Origin of the sequence: Claveliimonas monacensis, from assembly GCF_014982975.1 — a bacterium.
In the GTDB taxonomy this organism is placed as follows: domain Bacteria; phylum Bacillota; class Clostridia; order Lachnospirales; family Lachnospiraceae; genus Claveliimonas; species Claveliimonas monacensis.
This window is the reverse complement of the sequence record NZ_JADCKL010000001.1, coordinates 211,845-237,877: the sequence shown is the minus strand read 5'-3', so window position 1 is coordinate 237,877 and position 26,033 is coordinate 211,845. Positions and strand designations below refer to the sequence as shown.

At 51.7% G+C, this 26,033-nt stretch carries 24 protein-coding genes; 4 read left to right on the top strand and 20 right to left on the bottom strand.

Features of this window, described 5'->3' with window-relative positions:
• Positions 1–11: 11 nt before the first annotated feature.
• On the bottom strand, positions 12–1,307 hold the full coding sequence (locus INF30_RS01115) for an MFS transporter (RefSeq protein WP_226393966.1): 1,296 nt from the start codon (positions 1,305–1,307) through the stop codon (positions 12–14).
• Positions 1,308–1,678: 371 nt separating this feature from the next.
• Between INF30_RS01115 and INF30_RS01110 the strand changes: the two genes are divergently transcribed.
• Positions 1,679–2,398 carry a helix-turn-helix domain-containing protein gene (locus tag INF30_RS01110; RefSeq protein ID WP_226393965.1) on the top strand — a complete coding sequence of 240 codons (720 nt, stop codon included), beginning with the start codon at positions 1,679–1,681 and terminating at the stop codon, positions 2,396–2,398.
• Between the two features lie 121 nt (positions 2,399–2,519).
• On the opposite strand, the gene INF30_RS01105 is transcribed toward INF30_RS01110, so the two are convergent.
• Genes INF30_RS01105 through INF30_RS01095 form a run of 3 tightly spaced genes read right to left on the bottom strand, consistent with a single transcriptional unit; the run spans position 2,520 to position 5,489 of the window.
• Positions 2,520–4,013 (bottom strand): Na+/H+ antiporter NhaC family protein, encoded by a 1,494-nt coding sequence (locus tag INF30_RS01105; protein ID WP_226393964.1) that lies wholly within the window; start codon positions 4,011–4,013, stop codon positions 2,520–2,522.
• Between the two features lie 57 nt (positions 4,014–4,070).
• A complete protein-coding gene (locus INF30_RS01100) occupies positions 4,071–5,120 on the bottom strand; it encodes an aldo/keto reductase (protein WP_226393963.1) in 1,050 nt (349 codons plus the stop codon).
• Between the two features lie 27 nt (positions 5,121–5,147).
• Positions 5,148–5,489 (bottom strand): TIGR04076 family protein, encoded by a 342-nt coding sequence (locus tag INF30_RS01095; RefSeq protein WP_087172952.1) that lies wholly within the window; start codon positions 5,487–5,489, stop codon positions 5,148–5,150.
• Between the two features lie 683 nt (positions 5,490–6,172).
• On the opposite strand from INF30_RS01095, the gene INF30_RS01090 reads away from it, so the two are divergent.
• The gene (locus tag INF30_RS01090) at positions 6,173–6,472 is read left to right on the top strand and encodes a hypothetical protein (RefSeq protein WP_226393962.1); all 300 of its coding nucleotides are present in this window, start codon (positions 6,173–6,175) and stop codon (positions 6,470–6,472) included.
• A 320-nt stretch (positions 6,473–6,792) separates the two neighbouring features.
• Here INF30_RS01090 and INF30_RS01085 read toward each other — a convergent pair whose 3' ends face one another.
• From INF30_RS01085 to INF30_RS01020, 14 genes are all read right to left on the bottom strand, one after another.
• Positions 6,793–6,978: a hypothetical protein gene (locus INF30_RS01085; protein WP_157888405.1), complete on the bottom strand. Its 186-nt coding sequence runs from the start codon at positions 6,976–6,978 to the stop codon at positions 6,793–6,795.
• Positions 6,979–7,187: 209 nt separating this feature from the next.
• Complete coding sequence (locus INF30_RS01080) at positions 7,188–8,201, bottom strand: acyltransferase (RefSeq protein ID WP_226393961.1); 1,014 nt, start codon at positions 8,199–8,201, stop codon at positions 7,188–7,190.
• Between the two features lie 70 nt (positions 8,202–8,271).
• Complete coding sequence (locus INF30_RS01075; protein ID WP_226393960.1) at positions 8,272–9,183, bottom strand: 4-hydroxy-3-methylbut-2-enyl diphosphate reductase; 912 nt, start codon at positions 9,181–9,183, stop codon at positions 8,272–8,274.
• Between the two features lie 9 nt (positions 9,184–9,192).
• Positions 9,193–10,293, bottom strand: a complete 1,101-nt coding sequence (ytvI, locus tag INF30_RS01070; protein ID WP_226393959.1) for a sporulation integral membrane protein YtvI — start codon at positions 10,291–10,293, stop codon at positions 9,193–9,195.
• A gap of 84 nt (positions 10,294–10,377) precedes the next feature.
• A complete protein-coding gene (locus INF30_RS01065) occupies positions 10,378–11,388 on the bottom strand; it encodes a GGGtGRT protein (RefSeq protein ID WP_033125473.1) in 1,011 nt (336 codons plus the stop codon).
• A 49-nt stretch (positions 11,389–11,437) separates the two neighbouring features.
• Complete coding sequence (locus INF30_RS01060; protein ID WP_033125472.1) at positions 11,438–12,130, bottom strand: iron-sulfur cluster assembly scaffold protein; 693 nt, start codon at positions 12,128–12,130, stop codon at positions 11,438–11,440.
• A gap of 139 nt (positions 12,131–12,269) precedes the next feature.
• A complete protein-coding gene (locus INF30_RS01055; protein ID WP_226393958.1) occupies positions 12,270–14,453 on the bottom strand; it encodes a DNA topoisomerase III in 2,184 nt (727 codons plus the stop codon).
• A 36-nt stretch (positions 14,454–14,489) separates the two neighbouring features.
• Positions 14,490–15,935 (bottom strand): GNAT family N-acetyltransferase, encoded by a 1,446-nt coding sequence (locus INF30_RS01050; protein ID WP_226393957.1) that lies wholly within the window; start codon positions 15,933–15,935, stop codon positions 14,490–14,492.
• Positions 15,936–15,953: 18 nt separating this feature from the next.
• Positions 15,954–17,228, bottom strand: coding sequence for a competence/damage-inducible protein A (locus INF30_RS01045; RefSeq protein ID WP_226393956.1), 1,275 nt, complete (start codon positions 17,226–17,228; stop codon positions 15,954–15,956).
• A gap of 1 nt (position 17,229) precedes the next feature.
• On the bottom strand, positions 17,230–17,772 hold the full coding sequence (gene pgsA / locus INF30_RS01040) for a CDP-diacylglycerol--glycerol-3-phosphate 3-phosphatidyltransferase (RefSeq protein WP_226393955.1): 543 nt from the start codon (positions 17,770–17,772) through the stop codon (positions 17,230–17,232).
• Between the two features lies 1 nt (position 17,773).
• The gene (gene rimO / locus INF30_RS01035; RefSeq protein WP_226393954.1) at positions 17,774–19,096 is read right to left on the bottom strand and encodes a 30S ribosomal protein S12 methylthiotransferase RimO; all 1,323 of its coding nucleotides are present in this window, start codon (positions 19,094–19,096) and stop codon (positions 17,774–17,776) included.
• A gap of 69 nt (positions 19,097–19,165) precedes the next feature.
• Positions 19,166–19,408 (bottom strand): DNA-directed RNA polymerase subunit omega, encoded by a 243-nt coding sequence (gene rpoZ / locus INF30_RS01030; protein ID WP_033125466.1) that lies wholly within the window; start codon positions 19,406–19,408, stop codon positions 19,166–19,168.
• 4 nt (positions 19,409–19,412) lie between these two features.
• Entirely contained in the window at positions 19,413–20,042 is a 630-nt protein-coding gene (gmk, locus tag INF30_RS01025) for a guanylate kinase (RefSeq protein WP_076780865.1), read from the bottom strand.
• An 18-nt stretch (positions 20,043–20,060) separates the two neighbouring features.
• Positions 20,061–20,942: a YicC/YloC family endoribonuclease gene (locus INF30_RS01020; protein WP_226393953.1), complete on the bottom strand. Its 882-nt coding sequence runs from the start codon at positions 20,940–20,942 to the stop codon at positions 20,061–20,063.
• Between the two features lie 160 nt (positions 20,943–21,102).
• On the opposite strand from INF30_RS01020, the gene INF30_RS01015 reads away from it, so the two are divergent.
• Positions 21,103–22,845 carry an Rqc2 family fibronectin-binding protein gene (locus INF30_RS01015; protein ID WP_076777544.1) on the top strand — a complete coding sequence of 581 codons (1,743 nt, stop codon included), beginning with the start codon at positions 21,103–21,105 and terminating at the stop codon, positions 22,843–22,845.
• 56 nt (positions 22,846–22,901) lie between these two features.
• On the opposite strand, the gene INF30_RS01010 is transcribed toward INF30_RS01015, so the two are convergent.
• Together INF30_RS01010 and pheA are read right to left on the bottom strand one after the other, a co-directional pair.
• A complete protein-coding gene (locus INF30_RS01010) occupies positions 22,902–24,203 on the bottom strand; it encodes an ATP-binding protein (RefSeq protein WP_226393952.1) in 1,302 nt (433 codons plus the stop codon).
• Between the two features lie 18 nt (positions 24,204–24,221).
• The gene (pheA, locus tag INF30_RS01005) at positions 24,222–25,352 is read right to left on the bottom strand and encodes a prephenate dehydratase (protein ID WP_226393951.1); all 1,131 of its coding nucleotides are present in this window, start codon (positions 25,350–25,352) and stop codon (positions 24,222–24,224) included.
• 140 nt (positions 25,353–25,492) lie between these two features.
• On the opposite strand from pheA, the gene INF30_RS01000 reads away from it, so the two are divergent.
• Complete coding sequence (locus tag INF30_RS01000; protein WP_087172938.1) at positions 25,493–26,029, top strand: nitroreductase family protein; 537 nt, start codon at positions 25,493–25,495, stop codon at positions 26,027–26,029.
• Positions 26,030–26,033: the final 4 nt, after the last annotated feature.

Sequence of the window (26,033 nt, the reverse complement as noted above, 5' to 3'; positions counted from 1 at the left end):
ATGTTCAAAAGTTACTTGTTTTTGTCTTCTTTTCTCAGCCGTGCAAGCTCAGCTCTACGCTCCTTTGTACATGCTCTGAAAATGAGACAGGCGATAAATCCAATAGCAAGAAGCACCAAAAAGCCGCCAAACATGTAACGGTATCCAAGTACACCATCGAAAGTTGAAAGACACCATCCGTTAAACAGGGGCATTACGCTTTCAGCGCCATAGCCAAGCGGCGTTATGATAAATGTTGCCGCGCCCATTGTCTCAACCGGATAGCTGCCTTCCTCCATAACAGCATAGTGTAAAGCCTGGGCCGAATACATGGACATACATAAAATAGCGATAAACAAAATCAGCAGCCACATATAATTCATGGACTGAGGCATCAGCATCAGACCGGCCACACCAACCATCATCAGCGCTATATCAGCCAGCATCATGGCAGACAGTCCCTTTCGGTCCGCTATCTGGCCGCCGATCCAACAGCCTGCAAATCGGAATCCATTTGCCGCATATCCCATAATACCTGCCAAAGCTGCTGACATGCCGAAGGCCGCTGTACAGTAAGGCACAACATATGTATAGCTTATAATAACACCATATGTAGCAAACATGATGATGACCAGCATCCAGGTTGTAGGCATTTTAAGCGCATGAAGCACTTCCCGTCCAAAGTTGGTCTTTTTCTCGCCTTTCTCCTTTGTAAAGTCAGGCAGTCTGTTCCTGAGTGCAAAGTAGCAAATAACACCTACGATAATGGCCTCTAGATCATAAAATATGATAAGTCCGGTCATACCTGCATGATCACCTACCACGCGACAGGCCGCAGTAAAAGCTGCCATGATCACAATACCTGAGGCGAAGTTTAAAATGCCCCGCCCCATGTCAAACAGAGCATAGCCTCTTGCCTGCTCTTCCGGCCGGCTTAAACTGCGCAGAACCTTCATCAGGGGATTCCAGAAGGTCAGTATTGTCGTGATTCCCCATATTGCGTAAACAGCTACGTGTACAGGAAATGGCGGTTTTAAAAGAAGAATTAATCCAGCTACTCCTGTTACGATCAGAGATCCCGGGACAACAATCTTCAGCGGGGCCCGGTCAGCTACCCAGCCTCCTAAACAGTATCCTACGATTGCCAATGCTCCATATGCACTTCCCAGCATACCCATCTGCATATCATTAATACCAAAGTATGCTAAATACGCATCATAATAGTAGCTGCGAAAATATGGCAAAAGATAAACACTCATTCCTGCCAGCGCAATCAACAGAATGATAATTCTGTTTTTCTTATATCCTGCCTGGGTGTTCTGCTCCATATCACATTCCTCCTTCTCTCGTATCTCACTTTCCTTTTCTGTGTTGTGATTCCTCTTTGCATATCTGCAGTTATACTTTTCAAAAGGATGTTTTAAAGATCTTTGTTATATTATAAACAAACTTTTGTTCCTTTTCTATTCGCCAAAATTCTCCTTAAAATCCGCTTTATTTATTATTTTTTTCTTTAAACGAAATTTTTTATCGTTTTTTTCTATTAAAATTTAAAATAAACCTGTTTTTTAATTATTTTTACTTTCACAAGCATTTTAAAGCAATCTTTGTTGTATTTTTGTCAATTCACAGATAAAATAATAAAACACATCAACGTTCCAACAAAAACTAGATATTATTGTTAAAAAGGGTGATTTTTGTGTCAGTAAGTCAGAAAATTGGAGAAAGAATTAAATTTTTCCGCAGACAACGCCATCTTTCGTTAGAAGAATTTTCCAAGCTTATATTAAAAAGTCCTTCCACATTGTCAAAATATGAATCCGGAAAAATTGTATTAGATATAGAAACTCTTTTTGAAATCGCAGACGCTTTGAATATTACGGTTAATCAGCTTGTGGATTTCGACAGGTCAGTAGCTCCGACGAATACCAATTTCCTTTCATCCGGCAATTTCTTTCAGCAGTCGGATCTCTTTTATATGTATTCCTATTTCGGAGTGGACAAAAAATTTTATGATTGTGCCCTGAAGATCGTAAAAGATAAATACGAAACAGGAAAAGCCAGCGACAAAATCATTTTATATTACGATATTGAAAGCACTAAAAACTATTCAAAATCAGCTTTCATTTATTATGGAAGCATAAACTATTATGATTCGCATGTGACAATGCGGCTGGATAATCCACATAATGTTTCGGATCAAATCTATATTTATGCGAAATCTCCCTTTCATACACACGGAACATCCAACGGCCTCTTATTAGGACTTTCCGAATCGCTCCGCAGTCCAACCTCTTTTAAGGTTATCTTTTCCTTAAGTCCCTTAAAGGAGGATTCCAAACTGAAAAGCGAGCTGACCATCTCCACCAGAGATATACTTTCGGAAATCAGGCGCACCAACTGCCTGCTGATATATTGATCGATCAATAGCCTTTGTTTTTACAAAGTCAATAACCGCAGGGTTTGCATATATCATGTAAATCCTTGCGGTTATTGACTATGAGCATCCGTTCATCGAAGATCCAAAGATGTCTCCACGCTTATTCAAATTTCATCACTCTTCCAGCTGCCCCGGACATTATCCCGCTCTTCCCCCTCACAGGCTCGCCGTTCTCACCCTCAAAGTCTCTGCCCCATCCTGTGATGACAGAGAAAAGGAGAACGAGGAACAGCATCATGCTGTAGAACATGCTGCCTCCCACCTGTGTGACGGTGAGGGGCGCCGCCATGTCGTAGCCCTCTGTCAGGGAGGTCCCTATGAAGACAAACACGCTGAGGAAGGGAACGTTCAGCACAATGGCATTGGCGAAGCCGTCCAGCAGGTTGGCCCGGCGGTAGGGATGGAGCCCGGCCCGCTTGCCGATCTCATTCTGTATCTTTCCAAAGGTCGCCATGGAGGCGCTGGTCACGCCGCCAAAGATCAGGGTGGTGACCGAGATGCCAAGCATCATGGCCACCTCCGCGCCTCTCGCGCTCTTTCCGAGGCGGCCCTGCAGGATTACCTCCGCGATACGGTCCAGAACGCCTGCTGCCGTGAGCACGCCCATGATGCCGTACACGGAGAGCACCAGAACTACTGTAGCCATCATACCGCTGATGCCGTCTGTCAGAAAGCCTGCCGGAACCCCGTCCTGAATGGAGATCACATCGGCAAAGGTGAGAAGTCTGGATGCCAGGCCGATCACTGTGCCCAGAAGGATGCCGGCTGTGATGGCCTTGTAAATGTTTCTCGTCTTCACCGCAAGCACCAGCATGACTGCCACAGGTATGAGCATGATCAGGGTGGACGGGTTCATATTTCCCGCCAGGATCTCCTCTCCTCCTGTCCCTGCGGTCCCGCCTCCGCCGAACGCCCAGAACAGGACAAAGGACAGCGTGGCTGCCACAAGGGAATATTTCAGGCGGGTGGACACGCATCCTCCCACATCCGCTGTACCCGGCCGGTTCCTGTACTCCTGGGTCCCGGCTGAGATGATGGTGGTGTCCGATATAGGCGCCAGATTGTCACCGAAGATAGCGCCGCCCACGATGGCCCCGGCCAGCACCGGCGCGTTGCTCCCCAGCAGGATGCCTGCCGGGTAAAAGATGGGGAAGCAGGTAAACATGGTCCCCAGGGAGGAGCCAGTGGCAGTGGCAATGACGCAGACAGCGAAAAAGGTAAATGCCGTAAAGAGCCCGCCGCTCACATGGAAATAATCTGCCAGCCATACAAAGCCGGAGGAGATATCAGCCGCCTTGATCATGGAGGCAAACATGCCGATGATCAGAAGGAGGATACCGATGGACACCGCTTCCTTGGCCCCCTCATAGACCGCCTCCCAGAAACGGTCATACTGTCCCTTTTTCACAAACATGGCCCCCACGAGAAGCCCCACAAAGGCTCCCATGGCCAGCGCGTACATCTCAAACGCCTTAAAGACGACAAAATAGAGGATACAGAAAAAGAGGAAGATCACCACCGGCAGAAAAGCCATGGCCCATCCGCCGCGAAATTCCAGTCTTTCTTTTGTCTGCGTGTTTTTCTGCTGCTCCATAAAAATACCTCCTTCTATAATGTTTATTCCGCATGTTCCTTATTCTGTTACATTCTCTTACTCTTCCTCACTCAGGTTCATCCACATGATGCTCCTGTACTTGGACCCCACGGTCCTCTCCTGCTGGAAGGGCTCGCCCTCCACTGTGGGGTACTGCTTAAGGAAGCTCCGTATCCTCTGTATATCTTCCTCAGAGAGCTCAAAGGAGAATATCCCCATATTAGCCTCCACGTGGCGGCTGTTCCTGACGCCGATGATGGCGGCTCCCACACCCTCCTGGCTCAGGATATACCGGGATGCCACCTGGGAGATGCCTACGCCGTATTTATCAGCGATTTCCTTCAGTATGAGGAGAAGCTGCTGATACCCGTCCCAGCCGAGGGAGTCCTCGATGACCTGCATGTATTTCACCTGGGACCTTGTCTCCGGCTCCTCCATCTTCTTTCCGATCCATCTCTCCGCCAGAAATCCGCCGGACAGGGTTCCGTAGCAGAGCATGGGGATGTGATGCTGCTTCAGGTAATCCAGATATCCTTTCTCCGGCCTTCTGTCGAACACAGAGTACTGGGTCTGGCTTGTGACCACAGGAATCCCCGCATCCACCAGCTCTGCCAGATGAGCCGTGTCGAAATTGGTGACGCTGATGTTGCGGATCTTCCCCTTCTCTTTCAGCCTGCACAGATATCCGGCTGTCTCCACGCATCCCGGCACATCGTAATCCCACCAGTGGAACTGCACCATGTCCAGTACATCCCTGTTCAGCCTCTTAAGGCTCCTGTCAATGATCTTTTCCGTGTACTGGAAATCCACTTTGTCCAGCATATCCAGGTCCGGTACGTATTTCGTGTGTATCTGGATGTCTGCCGGGGAGACGCCGCTGCCGTTTTTCAGCTCCAGCACGAATTTCCCCAGGAACTCCTCCACCCCTGTGTAGATGTCGCCGCAGTCAAAGGTGGTAAATCCTCTCTCGGTCAGCATGTGGAAGGCCCGCATCACATCGCCAAAATCCAGATCATTCTTGATGGTGTGCCCCTCAGAGAGCTGCCAGCATCCGTTGATCACTCTGTTTATCTTATAGCCGTCTGTAAGTTCGATCTTCTCTGTCATAGTCTGTCTTCTCCTTTTTTGTGTCCTTTAATCTTCCCCTCTGTACAGAGGTTCCACTGTACACTCGCCGTGACTGAATTTTCTCTTCCCGATGCGGGTGATCTTAAATCTCGCCCCGCAGTTCGGGTCCGGACAGGCAATGACGCTGTCCGAGAGCATCCAGTCGTTCTGATCCAGCACCCGCTGCTTCGCAGGCAGCAGGGGGAGCAGCGCGCTCAGGGCGTACATGGAAAAGGAATTGTTTTCCGGAAAGACAAGATTTTCTCCTATCACCAGAAAATGATCTCCTTCCTTATGGCTGCACACCATGGGCTTCTCTGACCCGATCACTTCCACCTTCAGGTCATAGAGCATAAAGCTGTCATCCATTTTCTCACCTCCAGACTGTCTTCCTAGTGCACCCGGCTGACAGATTTTCTGCAACAGTGGAGCCCGAAGGACTTTCCTGTAAAATAAAAAAACCCGTCCTTGAAAACACTTCAAGGACAGGTAAAAACCTGCGGTACCACCCTGTTTGACAAATCATATATGATATGCCCACTCTGCCGGAATGCCATCACATCCCTGGCCCACTAACGCTGGCCTTGCGTCTCGGCTACTGGGAAGCCGCCCGCAAAAACTGTTCAGATGCAGACCTCTTCTTTTCACTTCGCCCTCCGGGGCCCACTTACTGCCACTGACGTCTCTTCGGCTTCCACCATCCCGAATTCGCTGCAGACCGTTTGACAATACAACTTCCCCGTCTCCGGTTTATGGTAGTAAGTATAGCACCGGACATACTTGTCTGTCAATTTGTTTTTTTATCAATTGTTTTTTGAAATTGTTTTCTCAACTGCTCTTCATCAACTTCACCAGCCTGCTTGTTCCCAGCCGGTCAGCCCCCAGCTCAAGCCCCCCCGCTGTCCGTGACCAGCTTCTGTGCATTTTCCAAGTAATTGATCATCGCTTTCACCTCTTTCTGTGCTATAATTTTATATCATACGGAAAGATGTTGTCAGTATCTTTTTGAAATAGTTAAAAAGGCATCCATTTTCTCCAAGGAGGCGGTGTAAATGAAGGCAAAGAAAAAACGACTGCTGTTTCTTTTGGCCGTAGCCATCCTGCTGTTTCTGCTTATTTTCTGGTTAAACCCCACTGTATTTGCCAGGGACGGCCTGCTGACACGGCTGCCTGTGGACGACTATCTGGTCCAGTGGGACGCGGGCTCCACCAGGCGCCACGACGCCGACATTGACACTCTCTGGCTCTTCTGTATCAGCTCCGGGGATGTATCCGTTCAGAGAGAAGATGACACCGTTTTCCGGGTCACTGTGGGAGACCGGAAATACTATTTTACCATCGTCTCCACGTGACAGAAAAAAACTCTGTGCAGATCCATTGTCTTTCATCTGCACAGAGTTTTTTCTAGCTGCTCCGGCCGCCAGAATGCTGTACATCCCTGCATGCTCCCACAGTGCGGCCACGAATAACACGGTTGCTGCGAGAGCGGCTGTCATCCCGCTGATCAGGACAGAGCGGTAAGGCGTAGTCTGCACGGTTGTCGGCTCTGCCACCCTCCTGCTCTCACAGACGGTCATGGCAATGCCCAAAACCGCAAGTACTGCGACCAGCACAAGCTCCATTACAGTCCGGCTGTCCATAAAGCATCCCCCTCCTTCACCTGCCGCCGGCTCTACGACGGCTCGATCCCTTCCACTTCAAATCTGGTAAGCCAAGGATATTCTATATAATTCACAGCTATTTCCTCCGAAGTCTTCACCCCTTCCGCTGGGTAATACACGTATCCCACCTCGCTCTTTCCTGCCACATAGCCCTTTGCTTCCATGGCTCCCTTATCCTCTCGGGTAAAACTTACCACGATCTCCTTGTACGGAGGCGCACATCAGCTGGTGTATTCCTCTACACTCAGCACCAGATCACTCCACCCCAGTTTTGCCATATATTCTTTGGCCTGTTCGTTTAATTGTATCATCCGGTCACCTGCCCCCTTTCTCATTTCTGCTGCTTTTATTGTAGTAAGACTGACGGTCCTTGTCAATCAACGACGCGGTAAACCGTGCCGGCAGATCAGGTAATCTTCCTTCCGATCCTGGTCTTCCTCATCAGCCAGACACACAGAAAGGAAACAGCGGCGATCCCCGCCACAAGCGATGGCACTGCGATCCAGGCAGACAGATCATAAGGTTCCATATGCTTTTTGTAATTGTCCAGAAAGAGGATGTGGATCAGGTAGATACCAAAAGAGCACCCGCAGAAAAGATCTATCACCTTTTTTGTCCTCTCCCCTAACCGGATCTTTCCCCTTCCAAGCCGCAGCATAAACAGGAAGAACATGGCAGACGCGAGCACGATCAGAGGCATGCCGTAGGTCAGTGCGCCCTCATAATGGTCCGCCTGGGCTACTGTTGCCCCCAGCGTAATGCCAAAGGCCGCCCCAAGACTTGCCAGACAGATCCCCATTGCCGCCGGCTGGCTGAGGCGGATACGGTCCTTGTATTTATAGAGATAGTATCCCGCGTACAGATAGTAGACATAGACCCTGTCCCCTATCAGAGGCGGATCGTAGTAAAATTCGCCATGCATCAGCCACAGGAGATAATTGGCGAGCACCGTTCCTGTTGTCACCACAAAAAAAGCCTTCTCCAGCTTCTCGCTGAAGTTCCTGCACATCACCTGCAGAAATGGCAGAACAAGATAGATGGGTATCATGGCATACAGATACCACAGGTGTGCTTCCACAGGCTCATAGAGAATGGTCCGCAGATCAAACTCCGATTTCATGTAAAAGGTATTCCACAGATAGTAGACAAGGCTCCACACCACAAGTACGGTAAAAAATCTGAGAAGTCTCTTCACATGCTTTTCAAGGGGCTCATCCCTCCCCATGAGAAGCGCCCCGGTGATCATAAAAAAGCAGGGCACGCTCACTCTCGCAGCGGTATCCACCACAAGAGAAAAAAGATATTCCCTTTCAGGGATCTCCCCGTAGCCGCGGCAAAAATAATTGCTCACATGTATGGCGATCACCAGGACAAAGGATACCATACGTATCAGTTCCAGATTGTAATTTTTTTCTCTCATCAGGTTCCCTTTCTCTGACCAGGCCAAAAAGCCGCCCTTTTTCGCCTGACACTTGCCCAAAGCACGTGTGTCAGTCAAGAATTTTGCGCAGATCAATGGACGGCTTGTGATAGGTGGCCGGCACGTTTTCATCGAACTGCTGAAGAAACCGGATGACCTGATTGGTCAGATAGGTGGGGGTGGAAGCTCCTGAGGAGACAGCCGCCTTTTTCTTTCCCTTCAGCAGCTCCACATCCAGGTCATCCAGGCTCTCGATCATGTGGACTTCCCTTTTCTCCCTTGCAATGGCAGCCAGCTTCTGCGTGTTGTTGGAGTGGGGATCGCCTACGATAAATACAATATCAATATCCTCATCCATATGTTTGATGGCCTCCTGCCTGATCTTGGTGGCCGTGCATGTCTCTTTCTCGACGATCACATGGGGAAGGGATGCCTCTGCATACTCACACAGATCCCGGACATCATAGAGGGACATGGTCGTCTGATTTGTGATGACGTAAGACTTGCCCGGATCTATCGCCTGGAGATCCTCTTTGCAGGTAATGAGATGGACCCGGTCGCTGTCAATGGAGACAGCTCCTTCGGCCTCCGGATGCCCGGCCTTCCCGAAGTACAGCACTTCTCTTCCTTCCTTCAGCCTTGTCTTGATCACATTGTGGGTCTTGATGACATCGAGACAGGACGCGTCAATGACATGGAGCCCTTTATCCCGCGCCTTTTTAAACACCTGGTCTCCGGCTCCGTGGGCTGTAATGATCACAGTCCCTTCCTGGATCTCATCTAAAAGTTCCAGACGGGTCTTGCCCGGATGATCGATGGTCTCGATTCCCATCTCTTTGAGGGCCTCGACAATATACTTATTATGGACGATCATGCCCAGGATCACGATGGGCTTTTTTTCATTCTGTGCCTTTTTGGCCATCTCTATGGCGCGGACCACGCCCTTACAGTATCCCCTCGGGGTTATCGCTTTGACCTGCATTTTTTCACCTCAATCTCTTTCCTGTCTGTTTTCTTCTTTTACGCCGCCGAATATATGGATCGCACCGTTCTTCTCCATATTGACAAATATCATCACTGCCATGGGCAGAAGGATCAGACCCGGCAGACCGGCCAGGCTGACTCCAGTGAACATGGCGATCAGGGTGAGCAGCGGATGAAGTCCGATCTGTTTGCCAACGATCCTGGGCTCCACAGAGTTCCTGACGACCGTGATGATGACATAGAGGATCAGGATCCCCGCAGCCAGAGGATAATTCCCGATCACCGCCAGGATCACGGCCCACGGGATCAGGACGCCGCCTGTTCCCAGAACCGGCAGAATATCAAATATTGCGATCAGAACGGCCACTAGCAGCGAGTGTGGGATCTGAAAGATCAGAAAACCTATGGTCAGCTCTGTAAACGTCAGAAGGAACAACAGGGAGTAGGACCGGATATAGACCCGGATCATATTGAGCCCGTATTGCTTGATATCCCTGCACAGGTTCTGCCATCTGTCCGGCAGAAGTCTCCAGAGTGCGGCCAGGATCCTGTCATAGTCCGAACAAATGTAAAAGGATGTGATGACTGTGAGCACAACACGTATCAGTACGGATGGAACTCCTGTAATAAATTCAGATACCATCTGCAGGAGAGTAACCGAGAGGCCGGACACCATCTGCCCGATGCTCTGCACCGCCTGCTGCAGACTGTTCTCGATCTGAGCCGACACGAAGGGATCCGCCTCCGAGAGGTTCTCCGCCACCCCCTCCAGCACATAGTTGAGAAGCGGCAGGATATCCCTGCGGTAAATATCCGGCACATCGATCACAAACTCCCGGATCACGGCAAACACCCTTCCTCCTCCCGAAAACGCAACGCCAAACACGGCCACATAGACAAGGACCAGCAGCAGCACGGAAAGTCTCCCCTTCGGAGCTCTCAGGCGCCGTGCTATCCACGCCGCCGGCCTCTGGATCAGGAAAGCCAGGACAAAAGCCACGAGAAAGGGCATCAGCACCGGAAGCAGGTACCTGGCCGCCAGAAGCAGCAGGATCACAAAAAAGCCATAATAGCCTATATTGATCAGGAACGCTCTTTTCTTTTCCATAATATTTGTCTCCACTCTCATCAGCATGAAAAAAGGACTTCCCCGCAGCCTGCGCTGCTCCGGGAAGTCCACTTTGATCTTTTCCTAGAATTTGCCGGCTTTCTTTGCTTCCTCAATAGAAACGGCAACTGCAACAGTCATACCAACCATCGGGTTGTTTCCTGCACCGATCAGACCCATCATCTCTACGTGAGCCGGTACGGAAGAGGATCCTGCAAACTGAGCGTCAGAATGCATACGTCCCATTGTATCTGTCATACCGTAGGAAGCCGGTCCTGCAGCCATGTTGTCCGGGTGAAGTGTACGTCCTGTACCACCGCCAGATGCAACGGAGAAGTATTTCTTTCCTGCCTCTACGCACTCTTTTTTGTATGTTCCTGCAACCGGATGCTGGAAACGTGTCGGGTTTGTGGAGTTACCTGTGATGGAAACGTCAACGCCCTCTTTCCACATGATGGCAACACCCTCGCGCACGTCGTTTGCACCGTAGCAGTTTACTTTGGAGCGAAGTCCGTCAGAGTAAGCAATTCTCTGTACTTCTTTCAGCTCGCCTGTGAAGTAGTCGTACTCTGTCTGTACATATGTGAAACCGTTGATCCTGGAAATGATCTTTGCAGCGTCTTTTCCAAGTCCGTTCAGGATAACACGGAGAGGTTTCTTGCGCACTTTGTTTGCTTTCTCAGCGATACCGATCGCACCCTCTGCTGCTGCGAAGGACTCATGTCCAGCCAGGAAGCAGAAGCAGTCTGTTGTCTCCTCAAGGAGCATCTTGCCAAGGTTACCATGTCCAAGACCTACTTTACGCTGGTCAGCAACGGATCCCGGAATACAGAAAGCCTGCAGGCCCTCTCCGATGGCTGCTGCGGCGTCTGCTGCTGTCTCACAGCCCTTCTTGATGGCGATAGCTGCACCTGTGATGTAAGCCCAGCATGCATTCTCGAAACAGATCGGCTGAATACCTTTGATCTGATTGTATACGTCCAGTCCGGCATCTTTTGTGATCTTCTCAGCTTCTTCCAGTGAAGCAATGCCGTAGCTGTTTAATACTTCATTGATTTTATCAATTCTTCTTTCATATGATTCAAATAAAGCCATTTATGTATCCTCCTGAATTATTACCTTTATTCTCTGCGACAACCTGCTATTACTCTTTGCGCGGATCGATGATCTTCACAGCGTCATCCACACGTCCGTACTGGCCTTTTGCCTTCTCCCAGGCATCGTTCGGTGTATCGCCGTTTTTGATAAAGTCTGTCAGTTTTCCAAGGTTTACGAACTGGTATCCGATGATCTCATCGTTCTCGTCAAGAGCGATACCTGTTACATATCCCTCTGCCATCTCAAGGTAACGGGGACCTTTGGCTAATGTACCATACATAGTTCCAACCTGTGAACGGAGTCCTTTTCCGAGGTCTTCCAGTCCTGCTCCGATAGCAAGGCCGTTCTCAGAGAACGCACTCTGTGTTCTTCCGTAAACGATCTGGAGGAAGAGCTCTCTCATGGCTGTGTTGATAGCGTCACAGACAAGGTCTGTGTTCAGTGCCTCAAGAATTGTCTTTCCAGGCAGGATCTCGGAAGCCATAGCTGCGGAGTGAGTCATTCCGGAACATCCCAGTGTCTCAACAAGAGCCTCCTGGATGATACCGTCTTTTACATTCAGTGTCAGCTTGCATGCTCCCTGCTGAGGCGCACACCAGCCCACACCGTGTGTAAATCCGGAGATGTCTTTGATCTCTTTAGCCTGTACCCATTTTGCTTCTTCCGGGATCGGAGCCGGTCCGTGATTTGCACCCTGAGCTACCGGACACATCATTTCTACTTCATGTGAATAAATCATTTTAAAACTCCTTTCGATATGCGTACATGCCCTTGGCTGCATGTACGGATTATTTGCAGGGTCGTTATATATTTAACCCATACCTAAAATTATTCTCTCATAATTTTCGACATTCGTCAATCTGGTTTCAGCAATTTTTCTACTGGTCCAGCTTTATGCCTGCGAGGGCATCCGCAAATGCCGTGTTGACAGGTTCGTCCTTCTGCCTGTCCAGATATTTTCGGACATCCCGCTTGCTGACGCCTGCCCCCTCTTTCTTTCTGCGCTCTTTGAAGGCGGACAGCTTCTCCTTGTATCCGCAGGAGCAGACAAAGACCTGCCCGTCTCCCTGCCCTTTGAGCATCATCTTCTTGTGGCAGTTTGGACACCGTGCGTTGGAGGTGCGGGCAATGGTCTCCCGGTGGCCGCACTCTCTGTCCTGACACACCAGCATCTCCGCGTTCTTTCCCTTCACCTTCAGCATCCGCTTTCCGCAGACCGGGCATTTGGTGTTGGTCAGATTGTCGTGGCGGAAGGTTCCTGTGCCGGTGCGGATCTCCTCTGTGACTGCCCCGGCGTAATCCCGGATATCGTGCATAAAGGCAGTCCGCTTCAGCTTTCCCTCCGCGATCCGGGAGAGCTTCATCTCCCAGTCAGCTGTGAGCTCCGGCTTTTTCAGGTCCGCAGGAACCAGCTCTAAAAGCTGTTTTGCCTTGGAGGTGAGATAGATCTCATTTCCCCGCTTCTCAAGGAGGAAACTGCCGAACAGCTTGTCCATGATGTCCGCCCTTGTAGCCACAGTCCCCAGGCCGCCGGTCTCTCCCAGCGTCTTTGCCGCCTTTTTGTCATGGCTTTCCATGTAGGCTGCCGGGTTCTCCATCGCCGCAAGGAGAGTTCCCTCATTAAATCTGGCAGGGGGCTTTGTCCGGCCCTCGGTGACAGTAAGGTGAAGGCCGCTGATCCGGCTTCCCTTCTCCAGCTTCGGAAGCGCCTGGCTTCTTACATCCTCCTCGTCATCTTCCTCTTCCTCCTGGTCAGAGTCATAGACTTCCCGCCATCCTTCTTTCAGCATATGTTTTCCTTTGGCAGTGAAATCTTCTCTCCCGACAGAGGCAGCAAGCTGGATCTCCTCATACTCTGCCGGGGGATAGAGGACAGCCAGGAATCTTCTTACCACCAGATCGTAGATCTTTCTCTCTTCGTTTGTCATGTGGGTCAGCTCCACATACTGCTCTGTGGGAATAATAGCGTGGTGGTCGGACACCTTTTTATCATTCACAAAGGAGGCCTTTGGACTCACCTGGACACGCATCACCTTTGCGGCCAGCTTCCGGTAGGGACCTACAGCGCAGGCGCCGAGCCTGTCTTTTATAGTAGGCACAATATCGCTGCTGATATACCGGGAGTCTGTCCTGGGATAGGTCAGCACCTTGTGGTTCTCATAGAGCCGCTGCATGATGTTCAGTGTCTCCTTGGGGGAGAAGCCAAACTTTTTGTAGGCGTCCTTCTGGAGTTCTGTCAGATCATAGAGAAGAGGCGCGTATGTCTTTTTCCTGGACGCTTTCACTTCCCGGATCACTGCCTCCTCCCCTTCCAGTTCCTTTTTCAGGTTCTGGATCTTTCCTCTGTCAAAGGTTCTTGTGCTCCCCGACTTCCCATCTTTCCACACAAGAGTGAGTCCCTTTGCGGCCGCCCGCATGCCATAGTATGTCTGGGGGACAAAGCTGCGGATCTGCTCCTCTCTTTTTGCCACAATGGCCAGGGTGGGGGTCTGGACCCTGCCGCAGGAGAGCTGGGCGTTATACTTGCAGGTCAGCGCCCGTGTGGCGTTGATCCCCACAAGCCAGTCCGCCTCCGCACGGCACAGAGCAGCGTCGTAGAGCGGGTCATAGTCATGGCCGCTGCGCAGATGGGCAAATCCCTCCCGGATAGCCTTGTCTGTGACGGAGGAGATCCAGAGTCTCTTGATGGGCTTTTTGCTGCCCGCCTTGGCAAGGATCAGCCTGGCTACCAGCTCGCCCTCCCGGCCAGCGTCTGTGGCGATGATGATCTCCCCCACATCCTTCCTGTGGATCTGGGCTTTGACGGCCTGATACTGTTTCTGGCTCTGGCGAATCACTTCCAGCTTAAATTCCTTGGGCATCAGGGGAAGATCATCCAGCTTCCAGGCCTTGTACTTGGGATCATAGTCCTCCGGGTCTGCCAGGGTTACAAGATGCCCAAGCCCCCAGGTGACGATGTACTGTCCGCCCTCAATGGCTCCGGAAATATTTTTCCCGCACTTTAACACTCTGGCGATATCTCTTGCCACCGACGGCTTTTCTGCGATAACCAATGCTTTCATTTACAAATCTTCTCCTATATTTTCAGAAACTCTATTCTACCGGACCAGTGTCCAGAAACTGCTGTCTGAGGCAAAGGCTGCTATCTCATCAAATTCAAAGGGGGCTGTCACCCAGGCATAGCCTCTGTCATCCTGGCTGTCCGCCGGATAGCGGAAGGACAGGCCGATCTCCAGGCCTTCTGCATCCACGAAAAATTCCGGCTCGTAGACGCCGTCTTTCGTATCTCCGCCCAGGACAGCCTTCATGTCTTCTGTGTTCAATTCGGACAGAAGCGTATCGTCATCTGCCTCGTCCCGCATGCCTTCTGCCCACGCAGAGACAAAATGGTCGTCCAGGCTGACAATATCTTTCACCTCGTAGAGAGTCCCGTCCTGCAGGTTGATATTGACACAGCGCAGAGCCACGTGATAATCACTCTCGCTTCCCTCGTAGCTGTAATCCTGGAACACAACACTTAAGAGGGACTGACTCTGATAGGTCACTTTATATTCCACAAAGCTGGCCAGCACCGGGTACTCCTCCCCCAGCACCTTCTCCTTCATCTCATCGGAAGGGTCCAGGTAAAGCTTGTCCACAGAAGCCAGGGCGCAGTCCTGAAGCGCAGCGTTCACGCTCTCCTGCACAGCTGCATCCAGGCCGTCCACCTGGGGATAATAGACCTCGAACTGGATCGTCGTACTGCTGGTGTTATCCGCCGTGTAGGTATAATTGTCCTCTGTCACCTCATAACCGCAGTCCTCATCCACATACTCCGGAATGGCGTCTATGCCTGACTCTTCCTGAGGTTCGCTGTCATCCTGCCCATAATCCCCGTAAAATTCATCATACCAGTCCTCGATAGAAGAGCCGTCCTCTCCCCACTGGCCGCCGTCCTCCAGGTATCCGTCCACGCCGTTCTCGGCTGCGTAGTCCAGTTCCCTGGTAATGGCAGCGCCTACCACAAAGGTCAGCACAAGACACAGAGCTCCCACCGCACCGGCGATATACATGCCTTTTCCCCTCTTCTTCCTGATAGGGACAGATGCAGCCCACATCTCCATAGGAATAAAGCGCATCCCGCCTGCATTCTGCTCCGGCGCCGTGTCATGCATCCCCATGTGCCGGTAGGCATCCACCGCTCCCGGAGAGGCGTTGACAGTAAATTTCTGCACGCCGTACACCTGGACTGCGAAAGAACACATCTCCATCAAAAGGGCTTTCCCAATCCCTCTGTGCTGGTATTCCCGCCTCACAAAGAGAAGGGCGATATGTCCTGTGGGCAGAATTCCCCCTGCTCCCAGCATCTGTGGCCCCTCAAAGGCGCCGAACAGAGCCAGCCCTTCTGCCTGCATCTTTTTCTCTATGTTTGGATATCTGATGAAATCCTGAAAAGAAGCCACACCCTCTGCTGTATACAGAGGCGCCACATCCTGTGCAAACACTTCCCACACAAGATGGAGCGCATCCAGTACCTCCTGTCCTTCCAGTCTGCGTATGATCATAGGATCTTCCTCCTTCTTCTATCGTATCTCTGCCTGTGTCTGATCCCGGAGAAGCTCTTCCCGCAGCAGGGTCAGTGCCCTGACGACAGCGTAGTCGCGGTTCTTGCTGCGGTTTCCGGTAAAGTGGAATTCTTCCACCCGGATCCTTCCCTGCACACAGCACCCAATGTACACAAGACCCACCGGCTTCTCCGGCGTTCCTCCGTCCGGCCCTGCAATGCCGGTGACAGCCAGGGCCGCGTCCGCCCCTGCCTGGCGTGCTGCGCCCCTGGCCATCTGTTCCGCCGTCTCCGGGCTCACCGCCCCAACGGTCTCCAGCGTCTGGTGCTCTACGCCGAGGAGCTTTTCTTTTGCTTCATTAGAGTAGGTGATATACCCCTCCCTGTAAACGCTGGAAGCGCCGGGGACATTCATGATCCTTCCGGCCAGCAGTCCCCCTGTGCAGGACTCGGCCGTAGTAACTGTCATCTGTCTCTCCCGAAGCATGTCCACAACTGCCTCTTCCAGAGTCACTTCCTCGTCCATAGTATAGATGTAATCCCCAAACCGCTTCTTAAGCTCCTGAAGCATGGGCTCCATGAGCCTGCAGGCTGTCTCCTCGTCAGCTGCCTTGGCAGTCACCCGGAAATGCACCTCACCTGTCTTGGCATAGGGCGCAAGAGTGGGGTTGCTCTGGGCATCCATCAGATCTGCCACCATAGTCTCTGCCTGGCTCTCGCCGATGGAACAGATCTTCACCATTTTTGAGTAGATGCCCTCCGGCTGCAGTTTATTCAGATAGGGCGCTATGTCCCGCTCAAACATGGGCCGGATCTCATTGGGAGGTCCCGGCAGCAGAATGGCTGTCTTCCCATTTTCCTTATCCTCCAGGATGATGCCCGGCGCTGTGCCGTTGTAGTTGTCCACCACAATGGCTCCCTCCGGGACAAGGGCCTGCTTCCAGTTGTTGGCCGTGATCTCCCGGCCCTGGGCTCTCCTCCTGTCAAAGTAAGCCTGGATCCGCTCTTTGGAGTGGGCATCCTCATAGAGCTCTCTCCCGAACACTTTTGCCGTCACCTCTTTTGTCAGGTCATCCTTGGTGGGTCCAAGGCCGCCGCTCAGGATCACAATGTCGGATCTGGAAAGGGCCAGCCGGATGGCGTCCTCCAGACGCTCCTCATTGTCTCCCACCGCGCTCTGGTGGTAGCAGGAAAGTCCCAGAAGGGCGATCTTCTCTGCCAGATAGGCGGCGTTTGTATTTACAATATTTCCAAGAAGTATCTCCGTACCGACTGATATCAGCTCAACGGTCATCCTACATTCCTCCCTTTGTCAGCACTTCCACGTTTTTCGCAATATAATCAATCAGAGAGATCACTGTCAGGATCAGCGCGATCCAGATCAGCACAGTGCCGATGGTGTCAAACACACCACCCAGATCAGCGATCAGCACGATCACCATGAACATCTGGGACACGGTCTTGAATTTCCCCCAGTAGCTGGCCGCGATGACAATGCCGCTGTCAGCTGCCACAAGGCGGAAACCGCTGATAATGAATTCCCTGGCAATGATGACGATCACAACCCAGGCCGGAAGCTGTCCGGAGGGGATCAGGCAGATCATGGCAGAGCACACAAGGAGTTTATCTGCCAGAGGATCCATGAATTTTCCGAAGTTTGTCACCAGGTTCCTGGCTCTGGCGATCTTTCCGTCCAGCATGTCCGTGAGACTGGCAGCGCAGAAGATCACAAGAGCGATCCATTTGCTGGCATCCCCGGCGAAATCCGTCAGCATAAAAAACACAAAAAATGGTACCATGATTACCCGCAGTACGGTCAGTTTGTTTGGCAAATTCATCTTACATCAACTCTCCTATCAAATCGTATTCTGCTGCCCCTGTGACTTTCACCCTGGCAAAATCGCCGGACATCAGTTCCTCATCTGTATTTACAAAGATCAGCCCATCCACGTTCGGCGCATCCTTGTAGGTTCTGCCCACGTAGGCGTTCTCATCGGCTACCTTTCCCTCGATCATAACCAGCACTTCCCGGCCGATCATGTCTTCTGCCAGGTCAAAGGCGATCTCCTGCTGAAGCTCCATCAGCTCTGCCTGCCGGTCTTCTTTTACTTCCTCCGGGATCTGGTCTTCCATCTGGGCTGCCGGGGTCCCCTCCTCCGGTGAGTAGGTAAAGACGCCAAGGCGGTCAAATTCCATCTGATCCACAAAGTCCATCAGCTCTTCATGCTGTTCCTTTGTCTCCCCGGGGAATCCAGTGATGAGGGTGGTGCGGATGGCAATGTCCGGGATCTCTCTTCTCAGCTTCCCGATGATCTCCTCCAGGTCCTCCCTTGAAGTACGCCGTCCCATCCTGCGCAGGATCTCTGTACTGGCATGCTGGATGGGAAGATCCAGATAGTGGCAGATCTTGGGCTCCTCCTTCATGACCTGGATGAGGTGATCGTCGATCTCCTCCGGGTAGCAGTAGAGGATCCGGATCCACCGGATGCCATCGATTTTGCACAGCTCCCGCAAAAGCCGGTGCAGGGATTTCTCCCCGTATAGGTCAGTCCCGTAGATAGTGGTCTCCTGGGCCACCAGGATCAGCTCCTTCACGCCGTCTTCCGCCAGGTCCCTGGCCTCCTTCACAAGCCGCTCCATGGGAACGCTGCGGTAGTTGCCCCGGATCTTCGGTATGATACAGTAGGTGCAGTGCTTGTCGCAGCCCTCCGCGATCTTGAGGTAGGCAAAATGTCCGCCTGTGGTCACAAGCCGCTTGGTATCAGGCAGGGGCAGGGCGTCGATGTCCTCGATCCGGACGCCGCTTTTTCCCTCCAGTGCCTCCTGTATGGCATCCACGATCTTGTCGTAGGATGTGGTGCCCAGCACTTCGTCCACTTCCGGTATCTCCTCCAGGATCTCCTCCTGGTATCTCTGGGCCAGGCAGCCGGTGACAATAAGCGCCTTCAGAGTGCCTGTCTTTTTGTATTCTGCCATCTCCAGGATGGTCTGGATGCTCTCCTCCTTGGCATCATGGATGAAACAGCAGGTGTTGATGACGATCACATCAGCCTGGGTCTCATCGTCCGTCATCTGGTAGCCCTTGTCTGCCAGCAGGCCGATCATGACCTCTGAGTCCACCAGATTTTTATCACAGCCCAGTGAAATAAAAAGCACATTCATAGCTTTTTCTCCTTTCAGTCAGAAAGGCAGATACCTTGTAAAAGCATCTGCCTTATCATTTTCGTCTGCTTATTCTTCAGAGTCCTCTGCAATGATCGTGATCTTGCCGCTGTTCAGTTCATCGATAGCGATGGAAAGGGGCTTCTCGCCGTCCTTGGTCTTTACCAGAGGCACATCGCCGTCGATCAGCTGTCTGGCTCTCTTTGCTGTTGCCATGACGATGGAATAACGGCTGTTGACAACCTTTGTCTCGCCCTCCTCCACGTCTTTGTTCACTACTTTCATCAGATCCGTGTATGATGGATGCAGCATATTCTTATTCTCCTTTCAACTCTTCTTTCATATGATCAATAAATGCCTGATTGCGCGTACTCTTCTCGTGCTCCGCCAGGATCACCCCGTGGACTGCCTCCACGCACTCTTCCAGCCGGTCTCTCTCATTGAGGATGATGTAGTCGTAGGACTCCATGAAGCGGGCTTCCTTTGCCGCTGTCTTCATCCTCTCCTCCACCACTTCGGGACTTTCTGTTCCTCTGTCTGTCAGCCTTCTTTTCAGCTCACCTGCGGTGGGAGGCGTGATAAAGATGAGAGGCGTGTCGGGAAATTTCTCCTTCACCTTCAGAGCGCCCTGGACCTCGATCTCCAGGATCACATCTTTTCCCTCTGCGAGCTGCTCCTGCACGTACGCTTTGGGCGTGCCATAGTAATTATTCACGTACATAGCATACTCTATCAGTTCGTCTTTCGCAATCATTTTTTCAAATTCTTCCCGCGTTTTGAAAAAATATTCCCTGCCGTTCTCCTCTCCCTCTCTGGGTCCTCTTGTGGTTGCTGAGATGGAGAGCGCATAATTGTCATACTTCTCAAGAAGCCTTCTAAGCACAGTCCCTTTCCCTGCTCCGGAGAAACCGGACAGGACGGTGAGAATTCCTTTTTGCTTGCTCATGTTCATGTCCCCGCTTTTCTATTCTATGTTCTGTATCTGTTCTCTGACCTTCTCGATCTCTGTCTTCAGGTCAATGCCTCTGTTGGAGACTTCCAGGTCGTTTGCCTTGGACAGGATGGTATTTGCCTCCCTGTTCATCTCCTGAGCGATAAAATCCAGTTTTCTTCCTATACCCGCCTCATCGGAGAGAAGCACGTCCTTCATATGGCTGATATGGCTTTTGAGTCTCACTACCTCCTCGTCCGTGCATATCTTATCTGCAAATACAACTACCTCCGCGGCGATGCGGCTGTCGTCTATCTGGGTGTCCTGAAGGAGCTCCTTCACCTTCTCCTCCAGCTTTTCTCTGTACTCGGCAATGATCTGCGGAGACCTGACTTCGATAAAGTCCACCAGCTCCATCATGCCGTCCAGCTTGTCAATGATGTCTCTGCGGAGGTTCTCCCCCTCAAGGGTCCGAGTCTCCACGAACTGGGCAATGGCCCCCTCTATAGCTTTTTTCAGGCAGTTCCATATCTCCTCTTCATCCAGGGCCTGCTCCTCCATAGTGAGGACCTCCGGATACCGGGACAGCGTGGACACACGGACATCATTGTCCAGACCGAACTGTTCCTCCATCTCCCTGAGCCTTTCCATATACTCCTTTGCCATAGACGCATTGTATTTCAGCACTGCCTGCCCCTCAGACAGATCCTCGTAGGTAATAAAAATATCCACCTTGCCTCTGGAGACAGACTGCTTTAAAAGACTGCGGATAGATGTCTCAAAAAAATTCAGCTTCTTGGGCATGCGGATGTTGACATCCAGGTAGCGGTGGTTGACACCCTTCATCTCCACCGTAAATTTCCGCTCTCCGTCAGCAAATTCACACCGCCCGAAGCCTGTCATACTCTTTATCATTTTGGCAACCTCTTTTTCGCTTTTTAATACTGCATTATTATAATTCATTTCCCCTCCTCCGTCAACTTTGCAAAACCCCCTTTCTGTGGTATACTGTGAACACTTGGTCCTGTGAACACTTGGCACTGTGGACACTTAAAATAGAAAGGATTGTATCTATATGGCTTTTGACGGAATTACGATCGCAGCTGTGACAAAAGAATTAAAGGAGGCCCTGGAAGGCGGGCGGATCAGCAAGATCGCTCAGCCGGAGGCAGATGAGCTTCTCCTGACAGTCAAGACTCCCGCAGGACAGAGGCGGCTGTGCATCTGCGCCAGCGCCTCTCTTCCTCTTATATATCTCACTGACGAAAACAAGACGAGCCCCATGCAGGCTCCGGGCTTTTGCATGCTGCTGCGCAAGCACATCGGCAGCGGGCGCATCGTGGGCATCCATCAGCCAAAGATGGAGCGCATCATCCGCTTTGACATCGAGCATCTGGATGAGATGGGAGATCTTTGTCAAAAGACGCTTGTGGTGGAGCTGATGGGAAAACACAGCAACATTATCTTCTGCGATGACGACGGCCGCATCATCGACAGCATCAAACATATATCTGCCCAGACAAGCTCTGTCCGGGAGGTGCTCCCGGGGCGGGAATATTTTATACCGGATACCATGCACAAGCTGGATCCGCTGACTGTGACACAAGAAGATTTCATCCAGGCGCTGAAGGAAAAAGGAGGCCCCATCTCAAAGGCCATCTATACCAGCTTTACCGGCATCAGCCCGGTGGTGGCGGAGGAGATCTGTTATCTGGCCGCCTTGGAATCCCGGATGACAGCGGAGGACCTCTCCGGGGACATGCTCATCCATCTCCACCGGCAGTTCAGCTACTATATGGAACAGGTGCGTCTTGGCTCTTTCTCTCCTGCCATCTATTACGACGGCACGGAACCGAAGGAGTTTTCCGCCCTGCCCTTGAGTCATTTCTCCAATTACAGAAGGGAAGAACTTTCTTCCATCTCCCAGGTGATCCGCACCTACTATTCCTCCCGGGAGACACTGACCCGTATTCGCCAGAAGTCTGCGGATCTGCGCCACGTTGTCCAGACGGCCCTGGAGAGGAACCGAAAGAAATACGACCTGCAGTCCAGGCAGCTTAAGGACACGGAGGGCCGGGATAAATTTAAAGTCTACGGGGAGCTGATCAACACCTACGGCTACGGCCTGGAGCCCGGCGCGAAAAAGCTGACTGCTCTCAATTACTACACCAACGAGGAAGTCACCATCCCCCTGGATGAACATCTCACAGCCGGCGAGAATGCCCAGCGCTATTTTGCAAAATACAACAAACAGAAGCGGACCTTCGAGGCTTTGAGCCAGCTCATACAGGAGACCCGGGATGACATCCAGTACCTGGAGTCCATCAGCAACGCCCTGGACATCGCCCGGGCCGAGGAGGACCTGGTACAGATCAAGGAGGAGCTGACCCAGACCGGTTATATCCGCCGCCGCAGCACAAAGCAGAAGGTGCGCATCACAAGCCGCCCCTTCCACTACATCTCCAGCGACGGCTATCATATGTATGTAGGAAAAAACAATCTACAGAACGAGGAGCTGACCTTCCACTTTGCCTCCGGCAACGACTGGTGGTTCCACGCAAAGAAGGTGCCCGGCTCCCACGTCATCGTGAAATCCGGCGGGGATGAGCTGCCGGACCGCACCTTTGAGGAGGCCGGCCGGCTGGCTGCCTACTACTCAAAGAGCCGCGGAAACGATAAAGTCGAGATCGACTACATTGAAAAGAAACATGTGAAAAAGCCCGGCGGCGGAAAGCCAGGCTTTGTCATCTACCACACAAACTACTCGCTTGTCATTGACTCGGATATCAGCGGAATTGAGGAAGTGCGGACGAACTGACATCAGTTCATCCGCACTTCTTTATCTGCAACATATTAACAGGATCAGTGGTCAGATCAGCAGGACTGCGTTTCCATCCCCAGCAGATAGTCTATAAACTGCTGAGCTGTCCGCCCGGACATGCCGCCGTGGTTCAGCTCCCAGCGGTTGGCTTCAAGAAGGAGCTTTTCTTCGTCCATCTCTATGCCGTTTCTCTTTGCCAGCTGACGGACGATCTCCTGGAATTCCTTCTTGGCCGGTTTTCCAAAATATATGGTGACGCCGAACCTTGCCACAAGGGAAAGTTTCTCCTGCACCGTGTCGTTTGTGTGCAGCTCTTCGTCTCTCTCCTCCTTGTCCCGGAAGCTCTCCCGGATCAGATGGCGGCGGTTGGAGGTGGCGTAGATGAGCACATTGTCCGGCTTTCTCTCCAGTCCGCCCTCGATGACCGCCTTCAGGTATTTGTATTCGATTTCAAACTCCTCGAAGGAAAGGTCGTCCATGTAGATGATAAATTTATAGTTCCGGTTCTTGATCTGGGCGATGACATCGTTGAGGTCCTGGAACTGATGCTTGTACACCTCGATCATCCTAAGGCCCTGGTCATAGTATTTATTGAGGATAGCCTTGATGGAGGAGGATTTCCCGGTTCCCGCGTCCCCGAAGAGAAGGCAGTTGTTGGCCCGGCGCCCCTTCACAAAGGCCTCTGTGTTGTCAATGAGTTTTTTCTTGGCGCTCTCATACCCCACCAGCTCGTCAAGCTGTACATGGGCGATCTTTGTGATAGGCACAATGTGGACGCCCTCCTCGTCGTGGGCCACCCGGAAAGCCTTGTGAAGGCCCAGCTTGCCTACGCCGAACTCCTTGTAGAACTGGGTCACGGAAGCCTTGAACTCCTCCGCGTCCTTTGTCTGCCCCAGGCTTTTCGCCAGAGCGCAGATCCGGTCCCGGATACGGCCGTTGAACACACTGCCGTGGGTGCCAGATCCTGTGTAGTCCAGGATCATGGAGACGCAGTCCACGCCAAGCCCTGCCTCCATCGCGGAGAAGTCGTAGTCAAACAGCTCCTTGAAGATAGCGAAGTCGTGGAGGGCCACCTTGTTGATGCTTCCCCCTGTCTCTCCCACGATCTCGCAGGAAGTGCTGTAGGCGTTCTCATCGTTTGCCAGGAGAAAGGTCAGGTAATCGTGCCAGAGATTTCCCTCAAAGCCGTGGTCCACACAGAGCTCCAGTATGCTGCCTGTGCACGCAAAGAGAAGGCTTTTCAGGTCCTCCTCGTTGTAATATTCATTATTGTAGTTTTCCATCAGGAACGTCATGTCATTTAAGATCTGTTCCTGCTCCAGATTTTTATAGATGATCAGTTCGTGTACTCTCATATTGTTTCTCCCTTCAGATCAGTAGTTTCCAAGTATTTTCAGGCTCTTGGACTCTTCCCGCAGGCCCCGGATGGCATTTTTCACGGCGCCCTCCCCCATGTTTCCTTCAAAGTCCACAAAGAAACGGTACTCCCAGGTCCTTCCCTCCACCGGACGGGACTCGATCTTTGTCATATTCAGGTTATTGTAGGTAAAATGGGCCAGCAGGTGATAGAGAGAACCGCTGGAGTGGTCCACCTCAAAGCAGATGCTGATCTTTTTCGCGTCCTTCAGGAAAATCTTCTGGTTCGTCACAATGATAAACCGGGTGGAGTTGTTGTCATTGTAGTTGATCTTCCGGTCCAGTATCTTCAGTCCGTATATCTGAGCCGCATGCTCACTGCAGATGGCCGCCTGAGTGATATCCCCGTCCTCCAGCACCTTTTTTGCCGCTACCGCTGTGTTGGGTGCGCTGATCCGCTGCCATCCCGGCTGCTCATCCAGATATTTGGAGCTCTGCATCAGTGCCTGGGGATGGGAGTAGACCGTCTTTATCGTGTCCAGGGACGCTCCCTCCACGCTTGCGAGAGCATGGTCGATGGGGAGGATGATCTCCCCCACGATATAATTTTCAAATTCCACAAGCAGGTCATAGACCTCACTCACCACTCCCGCTGATGAATTTTCAATAGGGAGGACCGCAAAATCCGCAGAACCCTCCTCTATGGCCTCCATGGCGTCACGAAAGGTCTGCACATGGAAGCTGTTTATATCCTTTCCAAAATAAGCGTGCATGGCTGCCTGGGAGTAGGCACCGTCTGTCCCCTGAAAGACGATCCGGGACTGCTCGTAATCCAGCTTGTCCACCCCGATAAAGGGCAGCCTTCCAAGCGCTCCCTTCTTAGTCAGCATCTGGTACTGCATTTTTCGGCTCTGAGACATGAGCTGCTCAAAAAGCTCCGTCAGTCCCAGCCGGAGGAACTCATCCTCCACATTCCGGGTGATCCTGGCGAGCTGATCCTTCTCCCGCTTTTTATCAAACACTTTCTTTCCTGCATCTATCTTGATATCGCCGATCTTTTCGCACACCTGCACACGGCTCTTGTACAATTCCGCGATCTGGCTGTCGATCTGCGCCAGATGTTCTCTCAGTTCCTCTAATTCTGCCATTTCTTCTGTCTCCTTTTGCACACATACTAAAAGGTATTATAATACAAGTCCACGTCAAAATCCACGTCAGACGTTGAAAAACTTTGGCATTTATTATATGATGTAGGTACGGTGAATTGATCTAAAGGGAGGCGAACAGTATGAACACCATGGATTGCATTTTCAGCAGAAGAAGTATCCGCAAATTCAAGCCGGACCCTGTGGGGCACCAGCTTCTTGAGACAGTCATCCAGGCGGCATCCTATTCTCCTTCCTGGAAAAACAGTCAGATCACACGCTATATCGCTATCGAAGATTCTTCTATTCTCGCAAAAATTGCCGATGATTTCACCCCGTCATTCAACAGTCATATTATCCGTCAGGCACCGCTCCTCCTGGCTGTCACCTTTGTCAAAGGGCGCAGCGGCTTTGAGAGGGACGGCTCTTTCTCTACAAAGAAAGGGGACCGCTGGCAGATGTTTGATGTGGGAGCCGCCTGCCAGACCTTCTGTCTGGCTGCCCATGAAGCGGGCCTTGGCACGGTCATCATGGGGATTTTTGACGAGGACGGCATAGGAGAGCTTCTTGACATTCCCGCTGATCGTGAGCTTGGGGCACTGATCGCAGTGGGGTATCCGGACATTGCTCCCGAGGCGCCGAAGCGAAAGAGCGTGGACGAGCTTCTGACGTACCGTTAATTCT